Source organism: Ensifer adhaerens, assembly GCF_028993555.1.
GTDB classification, from domain to species: domain Bacteria; phylum Pseudomonadota; class Alphaproteobacteria; order Rhizobiales; family Rhizobiaceae; genus Ensifer; species Ensifer adhaerens_I.
The window spans coordinates 3,521,750-3,537,128 of record NZ_CP118610.1; the positions used below are offsets into that span (position 1 = coordinate 3,521,750).

At 62.7% G+C, this 15,379-nt stretch carries 15 protein-coding genes; 11 read left to right on the top strand and 4 right to left on the bottom strand.

Features of this window, described 5'->3' with window-relative positions; translation table 11 throughout:
* Positions 1 to 12: 12 nt before the first annotated feature.
* The 8 genes from PWG15_RS17030 to PWG15_RS17065 all read left to right on the top strand — a co-directional run bounded on the left by PWG15_RS17030 (position 13) and on the right by PWG15_RS17065 (position 8,660).
* Complete coding sequence (locus PWG15_RS17030) at positions 13 to 777, top strand: DeoR/GlpR family DNA-binding transcription regulator (protein WP_275021704.1); 765 nt, start codon at positions 13 to 15, stop codon at positions 775 to 777.
* Positions 778 to 908: 131 nt separating this feature from the next.
* Positions 909 to 2,426 (top strand): glycerol-3-phosphate dehydrogenase, encoded by a 1,518-nt coding sequence (gene glpD / locus PWG15_RS17035; protein WP_275021705.1) that lies wholly within the window; start codon positions 909 to 911, stop codon positions 2,424 to 2,426.
* A 135-nt stretch (positions 2,427 to 2,561) separates the two neighbouring features.
* Positions 2,562 to 3,632 (top strand): ABC transporter ATP-binding protein, encoded by a 1,071-nt coding sequence (locus tag PWG15_RS17040; protein WP_275021706.1) that lies wholly within the window; start codon positions 2,562 to 2,564, stop codon positions 3,630 to 3,632.
* A gap of 20 nt (positions 3,633 to 3,652) precedes the next feature.
* Positions 3,653 to 4,723 carry an ABC transporter ATP-binding protein gene (locus PWG15_RS17045; RefSeq protein WP_275021707.1) on the top strand — a complete coding sequence of 357 codons (1,071 nt, stop codon included), beginning with the start codon at positions 3,653 to 3,655 and terminating at the stop codon, positions 4,721 to 4,723.
* A gap of 2 nt (positions 4,724 to 4,725) precedes the next feature.
* Entirely contained in the window at positions 4,726 to 5,592 is an 867-nt protein-coding gene (locus PWG15_RS17050) for a carbohydrate ABC transporter permease (protein ID WP_275021708.1), read from the top strand.
* A 22-nt stretch (positions 5,593 to 5,614) separates the two neighbouring features.
* Complete coding sequence (locus PWG15_RS17055; protein ID WP_275021709.1) at positions 5,615 to 6,433, top strand: carbohydrate ABC transporter permease; 819 nt, start codon at positions 5,615 to 5,617, stop codon at positions 6,431 to 6,433.
* Positions 6,433 to 6,855 (top strand): DUF2160 domain-containing protein, encoded by a 423-nt coding sequence (locus tag PWG15_RS17060; RefSeq protein WP_275021710.1) that lies wholly within the window; start codon positions 6,433 to 6,435, stop codon positions 6,853 to 6,855. Before PWG15_RS17055 ends, PWG15_RS17060 begins: the two co-directional genes overlap by 1 nt.
* 83 nt (positions 6,856 to 6,938) lie before the next feature.
* Positions 6,939 to 8,660: an ABC transporter substrate-binding protein gene (locus tag PWG15_RS17065; RefSeq protein ID WP_275021711.1), complete on the top strand. Its 1,722-nt coding sequence runs from the start codon at positions 6,939 to 6,941 to the stop codon at positions 8,658 to 8,660.
* Between the two features lie 95 nt (positions 8,661 to 8,755).
* Here the strand turns inward: PWG15_RS17065 and PWG15_RS17070 are convergent, their stop codons facing one another.
* On the bottom strand, positions 8,756 to 9,976 hold the full coding sequence (locus PWG15_RS17070; RefSeq protein WP_275021712.1) for an MFS transporter: 1,221 nt from the start codon (positions 9,974 to 9,976) through the stop codon (positions 8,756 to 8,758).
* 103 nt (positions 9,977 to 10,079) lie between these two features.
* Positions 10,080 to 10,445 (bottom strand): antibiotic biosynthesis monooxygenase, encoded by a 366-nt coding sequence (locus PWG15_RS17075; RefSeq protein ID WP_275021713.1) that lies wholly within the window; start codon positions 10,443 to 10,445, stop codon positions 10,080 to 10,082.
* A 155-nt stretch (positions 10,446 to 10,600) separates the two neighbouring features.
* Here PWG15_RS17075 and PWG15_RS17080 point away from each other — a divergent pair, with 155 nt between their 5' ends.
* A complete protein-coding gene (locus PWG15_RS17080) occupies positions 10,601 to 11,512 on the top strand; it encodes a LysR family transcriptional regulator (RefSeq protein ID WP_275021714.1) in 912 nt (303 codons plus the stop codon).
* A gap of 14 nt (positions 11,513 to 11,526) precedes the next feature.
* On the opposite strand, the gene PWG15_RS17085 is transcribed toward PWG15_RS17080, so the two are convergent.
* Positions 11,527 to 11,988, bottom strand: a complete 462-nt coding sequence (locus tag PWG15_RS17085; protein WP_275021715.1) for a hypothetical protein — start codon at positions 11,986 to 11,988, stop codon at positions 11,527 to 11,529.
* Positions 11,989 to 12,257: 269 nt separating this feature from the next.
* On the opposite strand from PWG15_RS17085, the gene PWG15_RS17090 reads away from it, so the two are divergent.
* Together PWG15_RS17090 and PWG15_RS17095 are read left to right on the top strand one after the other, a co-directional pair.
* Entirely contained in the window at positions 12,258 to 13,742 is a 1,485-nt protein-coding gene (locus PWG15_RS17090) for a nucleobase:cation symporter-2 family protein (protein WP_275021716.1), read from the top strand.
* Between the two features lie 161 nt (positions 13,743 to 13,903).
* Positions 13,904 to 14,815: a DMT family transporter gene (locus tag PWG15_RS17095; RefSeq protein ID WP_275021717.1), complete on the top strand. Its 912-nt coding sequence runs from the start codon at positions 13,904 to 13,906 to the stop codon at positions 14,813 to 14,815.
* A gap of 71 nt (positions 14,816 to 14,886) precedes the next feature.
* Here PWG15_RS17095 and PWG15_RS17100 read toward each other — a convergent pair whose 3' ends face one another.
* Positions 14,887 to 15,315, bottom strand: coding sequence for a Fur family transcriptional regulator (locus PWG15_RS17100; RefSeq protein WP_173517719.1), 429 nt, complete (start codon positions 15,313 to 15,315; stop codon positions 14,887 to 14,889).
* Positions 15,316 to 15,379 lie beyond the last annotated feature (64 nt).

Genomic DNA, 15,379 nt, shown 5'->3' on the forward strand with positions numbered 1-15,379 from the left:
GGGGAGGATGAAATGTACCTGACAGGTCGGCAGGCGGAAATTCTGGAGCTGGCAAAAAGCGAAGGCCGCGTGCTTGTCGAGGAGCTGGCGCAGCGCTTTTCCGTCACGCCGCAAACCATCCGAAAGGACCTGAACGACCTCTGCGACGCCAAGGTTCTGAACCGCATTCATGGCGGCGCCATCTTCCCGAGTGGCAAGGAAAACGTCAAATACGACGCCCGCCGGCAGATCGCAGCCCCGGAGAAACAGGCAATCGGCAGGGCCGCCGCCGAGCTCATCCCCGACAATGCCTCGCTGTTCATCAATATTGGCACCACCACTGAAGCCGTGGGCGAAGCCCTGCTCGACCACAAGGAATTGATGGTCATCACCAACAACATCAACGTCGCCAACCGCTTGCGCGTCTTCCCCTCGATCGAGGTAGTGATAACAGGCGGCGTCGTGCGCGGCTCCGATGGCGGCATCGTCGGCGAGGCGGCCGTCGACTTCATCAAGCAGTTCAAGGTCGATTTCGCGGTCATCGGCGCCTCGGCCATCGACCATGACGGCGCGCTTCTCGATTTCGATTTCCGCGAAGTGAAAGTGGCGCAGGCAATCATCGCCAATGCGCGCCATGTCATCCTTGTTTCCGACTCCACCAAGTTCGAAAGAACCGCGCCGGTGCGCATCGGTCATATCTCCCAGGTTCAGACCTTCATCACCGATCGCTGTACGCTCGAAAATGTCAGGAAAATCTGCGCCGAACAGGACGTTCGGCTGATCGAAACCGACTCCTGAAGCATGAGGTTTAGGCACCCCTAAAGATTCGTGGAGCATTCGTTTGACATTCGATATGTTTTCGTTTTAACTGATTTCACTTTCGCTGATGCATCAATTTGTGCGTTGCGAAATGTGGAGGGGAAACAGCAGTGTCAGAGCAGGCAATCTACGACGTCTTCGTCATCGGCGGCGGCATCAATGGATGCGGTATCGCGCGCGACGCGGTCGGCCGCGGATATTCGGTCGCCCTGGCCGAAATGAACGATTTCGCCTCGGGCACGTCGTCTGGCTCCACCAAGCTCATTCATGGCGGCCTGCGCTATCTCGAGCATTACGAATTCCGCCTGGTGCGCGAAGCACTGATGGAGCGCGAAGTGCTGTGGGCGATGGCGCCGCACGTCATCTGGCCGATGCGCTTCGTCCTGCCCTATCACAAGGGCGGCCTGCGCCCGGCCTGGCTCATCCGCCTCGGCCTCTTCCTTTACGACCACATCGGCGGCCGCAAGCTGCTGCCGGCGACGGCGACGCTGGACATGAACCGCGATCCGGCCGGCAAGCCGCTGAAGCGCCTGTTCAACAAGGCCTTCGAATATTCCGACGGCTGGGTCAACGATGCCCGCCTGGTGGTGCTCAACGCCCGCGATGCCGCCGATCGCGGCGCCGTCATCATGGCTCGCACCCGGGTCGTCTCCGCACGGCGCAACGGTGCGCTCTGGACGATCGAGACCGAAAACCAGGCAACCGGCGAACGCAAGACGCTTAAGGCCCGCATGCTCGTCAACGCCGCCGGCCCCTGGGTCGATGCGGTGCTCTCCGGCGCGCTGGGCAAGAACGACGTCCACAATGTGCGCCTCGTGCAGGGCAGCCACATCGTTGTGAAGAAGAAGTTCGACGATCCGCGCGCCTATTTCTTCCAGAATCCGGATGGCCGCATCATGTTCGCCATCCCTTACGAGGAAGACTTCACGCTGATCGGCACCACCGACCGCGACTACAAGGGCAATCCGGCCGACGTGCGCATCAGCGACGCCGAGGTCGACTATCTCTGCCAGGCGGCCAGCGAATACTTCCTCGAGCCGGTGACGAAGGACGACATCGTCTGGACCTACTCGGCGGTGCGCCCGCTCTATGACGACGGCGCCAGCAAGGCGCAGGAAGCGACCCGCGACTACGTGCTGCGTGTGGAAGGCGACAAGGGCTCAGCGCCGCTGCTCAACGTCTTTGGCGGCAAGCTCACGACCTACCGGCGCCTCGGCGAATCCGCACTCGAAAAGATCGGCGAGGCGATCGGCGTCAAGGGATCGAAATGGACCGCCGGCTCACGGCTTCCGGGCGGAGACTTTCCGACCCAGGGTTTTGCCGAAGAAGTCGCAAGACTGCAGAAACAATATCCTTTCCTTGCGCCTGCACATGCCCGACGCCTCGTGCGTCTCTACGGCACGCGGGCGGCAGCCCTCCTGGGCTCGGCAACGAGCGAAGCGGCCCTTGGCCGTCGCTTCGGCGCCGACCTCTACGAGGCCGAAGTCAAGTGGCTGATCGGGCAGGAATGGGCACGGCACGCTGAGGACGTGCTGTGGCGCCGTACGAAGTTGGGATTGAAGCTGACGCCCGGCGAGGCGCTAGCACTGGAGGAATACATGCGAGGCGCGGCCAACGCAGCCGCTTGAACACGCTCGCATCTGGAGCATTTCTGACAAAGGCACGCAGGCGTGCGGCGTCCGGAAATGTGGAAACGATAAGAGAGTGTTTCCGCGCTGTGGTGGAAACGCTCGGGACTGCCGACAGGCTGGGTGGAGAATTCAATGCTTGAAATGAAGAAGATATCCAAGGTCGTGGGCGGGGAGACGCATATCTACCCGACCGACCTGGTGCTGGAGAGGGGGTCGCTCAATGTGCTGCTCGGCCCGACTCTTTCCGGCAAGACGTCGCTGATGCGGCTGATGGCCGGTCTCGACAAGCCTGCCTCCGGTGCGCTGATCTTCGACGGCATCGACGTGACCGGCCAGCCGGTGCAGAAGCGCTCGGTCGCCATGGTCTACCAGCAGTTCATCAACTACCCGGCGATGACGGTCTATGAAAACATCGCCTCGCCGATGCGCATCAGCGGCGCCGATACCGCGACCATCGACCGCGAAGTGCGCAAGGCTGCCGAGCTCCTGAAGCTGACGCCCTATCTCGACCGCACGCCGCTCAGTCTCTCGGGCGGCCAGCAGCAGCGCACGGCGCTGGCGCGCGCCATCGTCAAGAACGCCGACCTCGTGCTTCTCGACGAGCCGCTCGCCAACCTCGACTACAAGCTGCGCGAGGAACTGCGCGAGGAGCTTCCGAAGATCTTCGCCGCTTCCGGCGCCATCTTCGTCTATGCAACGACCGAGCCCTCGGAAGCGCTGCTGCTCGGCGGTAATACAGCAGCCCTCAGCCAGGGCCGCATTACCCAGTTCGACAAGACGATCGACGTCTATCGCCGTCCGATCGATCTCATCACCGCCCGCACTTTCGCCGATCCGCCGCTGAACTGCATCGCGCTCGTCAAATCAGGCGCGACCTTCACGCTTGACGGCAAGCCGGTGCTCGCGGTGCCGTCACATCTCAACGGCATTGCCGACGGTCCCTGCACCGTCGCCTTCCAGCCGCACCATATTTCGTTCGATCGCCCGCAGGGCGGCGGCGATGCGCTTACCGTGAAGACCGCGATCTCCGAAATCGCTGGATCCGAGAGCTTCATTCACGTCGGATTTGCCAATGCGCGCTGGGTCATGCTGGCGCCGGGCATTCACGACATCGAACCGGACGCGACCCTCGAGGTCTTCGTCGATACCCGTCATCTCATGGCCTTCGGGCCGGATGGACGCGCCATTGGCGGCGCGGCCTGAGGAGGCGCTGGGAGGAAAACATGGCACGCATCGACCTGGAACATATCCGCCACGCCTACGGCGCCAAGCCGAAGTCTGAGAACGACTACGCGCTGAAGGAAGTACATCACGAGTGGAACGACGGTGGCGCCTATGCGCTGCTCGGCCCGTCCGGCTGCGGCAAGACCACGCTGCTCAACATCATCTCGGGCCTGATCAACCCGTCGGAAGGGCGTATTCTCTTCGACGGCAAGGACGTGACGCATCTTTCGACCCAGGAACGCAACATCGCCCAGGTGTTCCAGTTCCCGGTCATCTACGACACGATGACCGTCTACGACAACCTGGCCTTCCCCTTGCGCAACCGGCATGTGCCGGAGGCCGAGGTCGACCGCCGCGTCAAGGAGACGATCGAGATGATCGGCCTTGGCGGCTGGGCAAAGAAGACCGCCCGCGGCCTCACCGCCGACCAGAAGCAGAAAATCTCGCTCGGTCGCGGCCTGGTGCGCAACGACGTCAGCGCAATTCTGTTCGACGAGCCGCTGACCGTCATCGATCCGGAAATGAAATGGGTGCTGCGCTCGCAGATCAAGCGGCTGCACAAGCAGTTCGGCTTCACCATGGTCTACGTCACCCACGACCAGACCGAGGCCCTCACCTTCGCCGACAAGGTCGTCGTCATGTATGACGGCCAGATCGTCCAGATCGGTACGCCGGCTGAGCTCTTCGAGCGTCCGCGCCACACCTTCGTCGGCTATTTCATCGGTTCGCCGGGCATGAACGTGCTGCCCGTCAAGCTCGACGGCAACACTGCGACCGTTGGCGGCGAACATGTGGCCCTGAATTTCCTGCCCAAGGTCAAAGCCGGTGCGAAGACCGAACTCGGGATCCGTCCGGAGTTCGTCTCGCTCGGCCGCGAGGGCATGCCGGTCGCGATCACCAAGGTCGAGGACATCGGCCGCCACAAGATTGTGCGCGCCCGCTTCGCCGACCAGCCGATCTCGATCATCGTCGATGAGGACGGCGAAATCCCCGCCGATCCGCGCGTCAGCTTCGATCCGAAAGCCATCAACATCTACGCCGATTCCTGGCGCGTCGGCGAGGAGGCCTGAGCATGGAAAAAACCTGGAACAACAAGGCCTGGTTCATGGTGTTGCCGGTCCTCGTGCTGGTCGCCTTCTCGGCCGTCATCCCGCTGATGACCGTCGTCAACTATTCGGTCCAGGACACCTTCGGCAACAACGAGTTCTTCTGGGCCGGCACCGACTGGTATGTGCAGGTCCTGACCTCCGACCGCTTTTGGGACGCGCTCACCCGCAATCTGATCTTCTCGGCGATCATTCTGGCGATCGAAATCCCGCTCGGCATCATCATCGCGCTCAACATGCCTAAGAAGGGCCTTGGCGTGCCGGTCTGCCTCGTCCTGATGGCGCTGCCTCTCTTGATCCCGTGGAACGTCGTCGGCACCATCTGGCAGGTCTTCGGCCGCGTCGATATCGGCCTGCTCGGACGCACGCTCGAAGCCATGGGCATCAACTACAACTACGTGCAGAACCCGGTCGCCGCATGGGTGACGCTGATCGTCATGGACGTCTGGCACTGGACGAGCCTCGTCGTTCTTCTGTGCTATGCCGGCCTTGTCTCGATCCCGGATGCCTACTACCAGGCCGCCAAGATCGACGGCGCCTCGCGCTGGTCGGTGTTCCGCTACATCCAGCTGCCGAAGATGAAGCGCGTGCTCCTGATCGCCTTCCTGCTGCGCTTCATGGATAGCTTCATGATCTATACCGAGCCCTTCGTCGTCACCGGCGGCGGCCCCGGCAACTCGACCACCTTCCTGTCGATCGACCTCGTCAAGACGGCCATCGGCCAGTTCGACCTCGGTCCGGCGGCAGCGCTTTCGATCATCTACTTCCTCATCATCCTGCTGCTCTCGTGGATCTTCTACACCGTGATGACCACGAGCGACGCGCAAGGCTGATAAAGGCGGGAGGAGAAAAAACATGCAGACAAAACCGCTTACCGAACGCCTTTCCTGGCTGGTGCCGACGATCTACATCGTCTTCCTGCTCTTGCCGATCTACTGGCTCGTCAACATGAGCTTCAAGGAAACGAGCGAGATCCTCAGCACCTTCTCGCTCTGGCCGGTCAATCCGACGCTCCGGAACTATGAGGTGATCTTCACCGATCCGTCCTGGTACAACGGCTATATCAACTCGATCATCTACGTGGTGATGAACACGGTGATCTCGGTCGCAGCAGCCTTGCCGGCAGCCTATGCCTTCTCGCGCTACCGCTTCCTCGGCGACAAGCACCTGTTCTTCTGGCTCTTGACCAACCGCATGGCGCCGCCGGCGGTCTTCGCCCTGCCCTTCTTCCAGCTCTATTCGGCCTTCGGCCTGATCGACACGCACATCGCGGTTGCCCTTGCACACTGCCTGTTCAACGTGCCGCTCGCCGTCTGGATCCTGGAAGGCTTCATGTCGGGCGTGCCGAAGGAAATCGACGAAACCGCCTATATCGACGGCTACTCGTTCCCGCGCTTCTTCGTGAAGATCTTCATGCCGCTGATCGCCTCGGGCATCGGTGTCGCCGCCTTCTTCTGCTTCATGTTCTCGTGGGTCGAACTGCTGCTTGCCCGCACGCTGACGACCACGGACGCCAAGCCGATCGCCGCCACCATGACCCGCACCGTATCCGCCTCCGGCCTTGACTGGGGCGTGCTGGCCGCTGCCGGCGTGCTCACCATCATCCCGGGCGCGCTGGTGATCTATTTCGTTCGCAACTACATTGCCAAGGGCTTTGCCCTGGGGAGGGTATGATGACCGCTCAGCCCATTCGCAAGGCCCGTTGGCAACTGCCCTTCGCCGCCGTTCTGATCGTCTATGGTGCCGTTGCCGGGTTGCTCATGAGCATGCTGCCGGTCAAGGACGGCGCGCGCGACTGGTTCGCGCCGCTGGTCGCCGGTGGCTGGATGGCCTGGTCGTTTCCGTCGGCCATGTTCTTCCTGACCATCTTCGCACTGCTGTCGATGATGGCGGTCTGGGAATATGCCTCGCCGGGCGGCAATCCGCGCGTCGGCATCCTGCGCTTCGAGACGACACGGGGCGATCGCCTTTTCGTGTCGCTGCTCGGCAGCGCCTTCATTCACCTCGCATGGCTCGGCTTCGTCGGCGGGCAGAACCTGTGGTGGGCGCTCGCGCTCTCCCTGGTCTATGCCGTCGGCGTCTTCCGCTACGTCTGAGGCGAACCGATTTTGGGGGGCCGCCCGAAAGCGGCCCCCCGAAAAGCTAAAGAACCGCATTCGCAAACCTAAGGGAGGGAAATATGCGACGGCATCTTTTGACTACAACGGCGGCTATGCTGCTGGCTTTCACCGGCACCGCATTCGCCGGCATGGACGAGGCAAAGAAGTTCCTCGATACCGAAATCGGCGACATGTCCTCGCTTGACCGCGCGGCCCAGGAAGCCGAAATGCAGTGGTTCGTCGATGCGGCCAAGCCCTTTGCCGGCATGGAGATCAAGGTCGTTTCCGAAACGATCACCACGCATGAATACGAATCGAAGACCCTGGCCAAGGCGTTCTCCGACATCACCGGCATCAAGATCACCCACGACCTGATCGGCGAAGGCGACGTCGTCGAAAAGCTGCAGACACAGATGCAGTCGGGCGAAAACGTCTACGACGCCTACATCAACGACTCGGACCTGATCGGTACCCATTGGCGCTACCAGCAGGCCCGCAGCCTGACCGACTTCATGGCCAATGAAGGCAAGGACGTCACCAACCCGAACCTCGACATCGACGACTTCATCGGCAAGTCCTTCACGACCGCGCCGGACGGCAAGCTGTACCAGTTGCCCGACCAGCAGTTCGCGAACCTCTACTGGTTCCGCTACGACTGGTTCAACGACGAGAAGAACAAGGCGGACTTCAAGGCGAAGTACGGCTACGACCTCGGCGTTCCGGTCAACTGGTCGGCCTATGAGGACATCGCCGAGTTCTTCACCGGCCGCGAAGTCGACGGCAAGAAGGTCTATGGTCACATGGACTACGGCAAGAAGGACCCGTCGCTCGGCTGGCGCTTCACCGATGCCTGGCTGTCGATGGCCGGCAACGGCGACAAGGGCATCCCGAACGGCAAGCCCGTCGACGAATGGGGCATCAAGGTCGACGAGAACTCGCGTCCGGTCGGCTCGTGCGTCGCCCGCGGTGGTGACACCAACGGCCCGGCCGCCGTGTACTCCATCCAGAAGTACCTCGACTGGATGAAGGCCTATGCACCGGCTGCTGCCCAGGGCATGACCTTCTCGGAATCCGGCCCGGTTCCGTCGCAGGGCGAAGTCGCCCAGCAGATGTTCACCTACACGGCGTTTACCGCCGACTTCGTCAAGCCGGGTCTGCCGGTCGTCAACGAAGACGGCACGCCGAAGTGGCGTTTCGCTCCGAGCCCGCACGGCGTCTACTGGAAGGACGGCATGAAGCTCGGTTACCAGGACGCCGGTTCCTGGACGCTTCTGAAGTCCACGCCGGACGACCGCGCCAAGGCCGCCTGGCTCTATGCGCAGTTCGTGACCTCGAAGACCGTCGACGTGAAGAAGAGCCATGTCGGCCTCACCTTCATCCGCCAGTCGACGCTTGACCACAAGAGCTTCACGGACCGCGCTCCGAAGCTCGGCGGTCTGATCGAGTTCTACCGTTCGCCGGCCCGCCTGCAGTGGTCGCCGACCGGCACGAACGTTCCTGACTATCCGAAGCTGGCTCAGCTGTGGTGGCAGGCGATCGGTGACGCATCCTCGGGTGCCAAGACCGCTCAGGAAGCCATGGACTCGCTGTGCGCCGAGCAGGAGAAGGTTCTCTCCCGCCTCGAGCGTTCGGGCGTCCAGGGCGACATCGGTCCGAAGCTCGCCGAAGAGCACGATCTCGAATACTGGAACCAGGACGCCGTTTCCAAGGGCAACCTCGCTCCACAGCTGAAGATCGAGAACGAGAAGGAAAAGCCGCAGACCGTCAACTACGACGATCTGGTCAAGAGCTGGCAGAAGTAAAAAAGAAGGCCGCCCCGACCGGGCGGCCTTTTTCTTGCAGGAGATGCGGCACCGGGGTCGGCAACGGCTCCGGTTTTTCGTTGCCTGTAAGCAGATCACCGGGGCGAGCGCGGAAAGCCTTGCCGCCCAAGCCACGCCACGGCCAGAGCCGGGAGCAGGATCGCCAGCAGCATGACGGGAAGAACTGTCGCGCCGGCGCTGTCGAGCAGAAGCCCGCCGGCCAACCCGCCGCCGGCCATCGCCGCATTCCAGCCGGTGACGATCATCGACTGCGCCGCATCGGCCTCCGCGCCGGCAGCCTTTGCAGAAGCTGTCTGAAACAATGTCGGCGCGCCACCGAAAGCCAGACCCCAGGCAACGACACCGAGATAGATCGCCAGCGGCTGCGCTATGAAGACAGCAAGCAGCAGCGATGCCGCTGCAAAAAGCGCCGCGCTCGCCAGCACCAGCAGGCGCAGGTGCCGGTCGACCAGCGCCCCGATGATCGGAATGACGGCCAGCGAGGCCACGCCGAAGACGAACAGCAACCGGTCGGCGTCCGCATCCAGGCCCGACGGCTGCAGGTACGGCACGATGTAGGTGTAGAGAATGTTGTGGGCGAGAACGAAGGCGAACATCACGAAGAGCACTGGCCGGACGCCGGGCAGCCGAAACACCGATGAAAGTACCAGCCGCCGCGCGGTGCGCTGCCCCGGCAAGTCGGGAACCGCCCACAGGACCCAGGCGACGAGGAGCACGGTGGTCACGGTGAGGAGGCCGAAAGTCAGCCGCCAGCCGGTCATGGCGCCAAGCATCGTTCCGGCGGGAATGCCGATCGAGAGCGCCACCGGCGCACCGAGCATGGCGATGGCGATCGCCCTGCCCTGTTGCTCAGGCGCCACCATGCGACTGGCGTAACCGGCCGCAAGCGCCCAGAGCAGGCCGGCAAAGACACCGGCGACAAAGCGGGCTGCCATCGTCAGGACATAGTCGTTCGAGAACGCGGTCACCGTGTTGACCACGGCAAAGCCGGAGATTGCTGCGACCAGCAGCGGCCGCCGGCGCCAGGTCCTCGTCAGCGCAACGAGCGGGATGGCGGCGACGAGCGAACCGATCGCGTAGATCGTCACCATCTGTCCGGCCAGCGATTGTGAGACGCCGAGATCGGCGCCGATCTGCGGTAGCAGGCCGGCCGGCAGTGCCTCCGTGAGGATGGTAACGAAGCCGGCCGTCGCAAGTGCAAGCAGCGCCGAAAGCGGCAGCCCGCGCTCAGGGATCGCCGGCGGCCGCAATGCAGCTTCCTGCACTGGCGCAAGTGTACGGTTGATGGTTTGCATGGAAATTGTCTTTCAGGGTGATCGCCGACGGCATCCGCCTAGCGGCAGGGACGGAAACGCGCGCAAGTCGTTCGCCGCCGGCTGGGGAGGCTCGCTGTCTCGCCTATGCCGACACGGCAGGTGCCGTTCGCTTGGGCAGCACCAGGTCATCAACGCGATAGGTGTGGAACTCAAAGGTCGAGACCGAATGCAGCGCCCCGAATTTTTCGAGGAACACGGGGTCGCTGAAGAATTCCTCAACGTTCCCTTCGCCGGCTATCGCTTCGATGTTGACCACCGTCTTGCCGTCGGTGCTCTTGGAGAGGTTGCTCCAGAGAAAGCCCTCCTTGCGCTCGGCCACATAGTGCACGACGTCCTGGATCAGGCGAAACGCCTCTTCCTGCTTGCCCTCGTGGGCGTGAATGACATTGACGATGAAGACGGTGGGTTGCGGACCCCCACGGAATCCGGCCAACAGTGCCTGCTGCATGTTTTCTCCTTTTCGCCGACGGTGTTGCGCGCCTCAAGTGCGCTGTGTCGGGCAGGCGGACTGTGGCGAGCTTCCAATAAAAGAAAAATGCGCTACAGATCCGAAGATATCGGACAAAAATATCTGCAATCCCGATCAACGGACGAGGACGACGAATGGACAGCCTTGGAGCGCTCAACGCTTTCGTGCAGGCGGCAGAGGCTCGCAGCTTCACCGGGGCCGCGACGCAGCTCGGCGTTTCACCGTCGGCTGTCGGCAAGGCGATTGCTCGTCTAGAGGAACGCTTGTGTGTTCGCCTTTTTCATCGCAGTACCCGCAGCGTCACGTTGACGCCGGAAGGCACGCTGTTTCTCGAACGCTGCCGGCGGATTTTTTGCGAGGTCGAAGCCGCCGAGACCGAACTGATGCAGAGCCAGGAGGTTCCGCGGGGCAAGCTGCGCGTCAGCCTGCCGATGGCCGGCATGCTGTTGATGCCGACGCTGACGGCTTTCATGCGCACCTATCCGGAGGTCGAGATCGATCTCGATTTCTCCGACCGCATGGTCGACGTCATCGAGGAAGGTTTCGATGTCGTGATCCGGAGCGGCGAGCTCGGCGATTCCCGCCTGATGACACGCCAGATCGGAACCTTTCATCCCATTCTCGTCGCGTCACCGGCCTATTTCGAGAAACATGGCACGCCGGTAACGCCAAAGGATCTGGAACGCCATCACTGCCTGCACCATCGGTTTCCCTCGACGGGCAGGCTTGAGCCGTGGCCGTTGATGGAGGACGGCACAGAGGCGAGTGTCGATGTTCCGGTGACGACTGTCTCCAATGCGCTGGAGCCGCTGATCCATATGGCCGAGGAAGGGCTTGGCATCGTCTGCCTTCCGGATTTCACGATCCGTCGGCAGCTGCGCGAGGGAACGCTCGTAGCGGTTCTCGAAAACCAGCTGCGCCGCTGCGGCACCTACCGGATCCTGTGGCCATCCAGCCGACATCTCTCGCCGAAACTGCGCGTCTTCGTAGATTTCATGGCCGCCAACCTCTTCCCGGCAAACGGCGCAAGATCAGGCGAGGTCTGATCGGAAGCGAAGCTCTACGATTTCACCATCACGCGGCGCCCGGACTTTTCCGATCGGCGCTTGTCGAAGATCGCTCTGACGGCCCGCGTCGAGCCATCGTCCATCTGCACCAGCATGTCCATGTAGAGATGCTTGTCGACGATCGCGACGCGTATGTCGAACGGTTGGCCACTGTAGTGGCTCGCGTCGCTTTCGCCCCAGCGGCCGATGCCCTCGGCGCTGTTGTCGTCTCCCGCTCTCCCGACATGGGCGACGGCAACCCAGCCACCCTTGCCGGTCACTTTCAAGACCGGGCCGTTGCGTCTGATCTCGACCCAGCAGGCGACACACGCATCCATGCCCGACGCCACCTGCTGCCATTGGCCGGGAAAGGTCGCACCATCAGCGCGCACGACTGTCGGCCATAGGGCGATTGCAAGCACGAGCAAAATGCCGAACAGGCGGTGGAATGCGAGGGCGGGTTGCCAAGGATTCATCGATCGCGGTCCCAAACAGCTGCGCCGCAACCTGCGCGGCAATGGTCGCACCATGGCCGCGCTGCATTGCGGCAACGTTGCATCCGTTGGTGGCATTGGGTCGAAAGCAATCATCCCTGCCACGCTCGCCATCGCCTATTCCCTCCGGATTCCGGAAAGTGTTTTCGTTTTGGCGATACTTGCGACATTCTGCCTCGGCACGGAAAAATTGCAGTTCCCCGTTGGAGGACGGGGAGCCCGGACTGGTCGATGCAATGGGAGGAGGAACCATGAGCGACGTTTCCAGCATTCACCCGGTGGACGAGAAGCTGCCGGTGGGCAGGCTCGCAACGCTTGGGATCCAGCATGTTCTCGTCATGTATGGCGGTGCGGTCGCGGTGCCGCTGATCGTCGGCCGGGCGCTGCAGCTCAGCCCACAGGACGTCGCCTTCCTGATCTCGGCCGATCTGTTCGTCTGCGGCATCGTCACCATCATCCAGTCGCTCGGCCTCGGCCGCGGCATCGGCATCCGCCTTCCGGTCATGATGGGTGTCACTTTCGCCTCCGTCGGCCCGATGGTTTCGATGGCGGCAATGACACCGGGCCAGGAAGGTGCGCGTATGATCTTCGGCGCCATCATCGGTGCAGGTCTCGTCGCGCTGCTGCTCGCGCCGTTGATGGGCAGGCTGCTCAAGTTCTTTCCGCCCATCGTCACCGGCACCATCATCCTGGTCATCGGCGTTTCGCTGATGCGTGTGGGCGTCAACTGGATCTTCGGCAATCCCTTCGGCCCGACGGCGCCGAAGCTGGTCGACCCGACCCATGCCGAATGGCTGGCGGGGCTGAAGAAGGCCGCTGAGACAGGCGGACCGGCGGTGCCGGACGGACTGGTGCTTGGGGCCACGACGCCGAACCCGATCTATGCACAGCCGAGCCACATCGCGCTTGCCGCCTTCGTGCTCGTGTCGATCCTCGTCATCGCGCGCTTCGGCCGCGGCTTGATCAGCAACATCGCGGTGCTGACCGGCGTCGTCCTTGGCTGCGTCGTCGCCGCCGCGCTCGGCATGATGCACTTCGACCGGGTGGCGGATGCCGGCTGGTTCGCCGTAGTCACCCCCTTACGCTTCGGCATGCCGATCTTCGATCCGGTACTGATCGCCACCATGTCGCTTGTCATGATCGTGGTGATGATCGAATCGACCGGCATGTTCCTGGCGCTCGGTGAAATGACCAACCGCGCGGTGTCGCAGCAGCAATTGACCGCGGGTCTCCGGGTCGATGGCCTCGGTACCATGATCGGCGGCCTGTTCAACACCTTCCCCTATACCAGCTTCTCGCAGAACGTCGGTCTCGTCGGCGTCACCGGCGTCAAGAGCCGCTATGTCTGCGTGATGGGCGGCGTAATCATGATCGCGCTCGGCCTGATCCCGAAGATGGGCGCGCTCGTCGAAGCGGTGCCGACCTTCGTACTCGGCGGTGCCGGCCTCGTCATGTTCGGCATGGTGGCAGCCACGGGCGTACGCATCCTGTCGACCGTCGATTTCAAGTCGTCGCGCAACAACCTGTTCGTCGTTGCCGTCTCGGTCGGCTTCGGCCTGATCCCGCTGATTGCGCCGAACTACCTGATGTGGCTGCCGCATGCGATCCACCCGATCATCGAGTCCGGCATCGTGCTCGCCTCGATCTCTGCTGTGGTGCTCAACGCCTTCTTCAACGGCCTGAGCCTGGAACGGTCCGCGTCCGTCAACGCGGCCAAGCTCGCCGACAGCCACTAAGGCAGCGCCGAAAACATCCGCCCCGGTCCCCCGAAAGGTGGGCCGGGGCTTCGTCGTCTTCTGCAAAAACGAGATCCCGATACTTCGACCGCCACCGAAGCATCGGACAACGCGGCCGCGCTAGAAGAATGGCAACGATGACGACACGAAGGTTCTCTCCCATGGCCAAGACCAATCTCACCCTCGAGCTCCTCCTGCTGCTTGCGCTTGCCACGCTCTGGGGCGCTTCCTACACCTTCATCAAGATCGGCGTTGAAACGATTCCGCCGGTCACGCTGATTGCCGCCCGGACTCTGATCGCCGGCGCGATCCTGCATGCGGTGCTTCGCTGGCGTGGCCTGAAAATGCCGCGCGACGTGGCAACTTGGCGGCGGTTCATGTTCCAGGCCTGCCTCAACAGCGTCGTACCCTTCACGCTGATTGCCTGGGCCGAGCAGACGATCGATGCCGGCATCGCCTCCATCCTCAATGCGACCACACCGATCTTCGCCTTCCTGATGACGGTCCTGATCACCCGCCACGAGCCGGTCACCGCCCGCAAGCTCGTCGGCGTCATCGCCGGCATGGCCGGCATCAGCCTGATCATCGGCATGGAAGCCTTCGGCGGCCTTGGCGAACAATTGCTGCCGCAGCTCGCCGTCGTGCTCGCCACCGTCTGCTATGCGGGTGCTGCGATCTTCGGGCGCAGTTTCAGGGGGCTCGACCCGATGATGCCCGCTGCCGGCTCGCTGATGGCAGGCACGGTGCTGCTGATCCCGACGAGCCTCATCGTCGACAGGCCCTGGACGCTTGCGCCGTCGATGGACTCGCTGCTCGCACTTCTCGGGCTTGCCGTCTTTTCGACCGCGCTCGCCTTCGCCATCTATTTCCGGCTGATCCAGACGCTGGGTTCCGTCGGCGCCACGGCCCAGGCCTATCTTCGCGTGCCCGTCGGCGTCACCATCGGTGTGCTCTTCCTCGGCGAGCGGCTATCGGACACCGCCTGGGTCGGCCTTGGATGTGTCATCATCGGCGTTGCGGCCATGACGATACCGGCGCGGCGGCGCACCTCCGCTGTCGCGGGTCGCGGCTGACGCTCTTTCATTTGAAAGCAGCAGCAGACGTTGCGCGACATCAGAAGCGCAACGGCTCCGAGGAGCTTCGCTCAGTCCTTGCGCTTGCGGCAGTAGAGCTCGAGGCGGTGCCTCACGAGATCGTAGCCAAGCTCAGCGGCAATCTCCGCTTGCAACTGCTCGATCTTGTCTGAACGAAACTCGATCACGGCACCGGTGTCGATGTCGATCAGATGGTCGTGGTGCGGCGCGTCGGCGGTCTCGAAGCGCGCGGTCGCGCTCTCAAAGGCATGGCGGTGCACCACGCCCTGTTGCTCGAGCGCCGACAGTGTCCGGTACACCGTCGAAAGCGAGACGGTGGCGTCGATTTCCTTCGCCCGACGATGCAGTTCGTTTGCATCCGGATGGTCTTCGGCGGTGGCGAGAATTTTCAGGATGGCGGAGCGCTGGCGCGTTACGCGCACGCCGCCATCCCTCAAGACGCCTTCCAGTTCTTCGACACGATTCTTGTTCTGTTTCATCGTCGTACACTAGCCAAGGGCACTGGCTTTGAAAATAGCCAGTTGCGAATGCTTCGCATTTGCA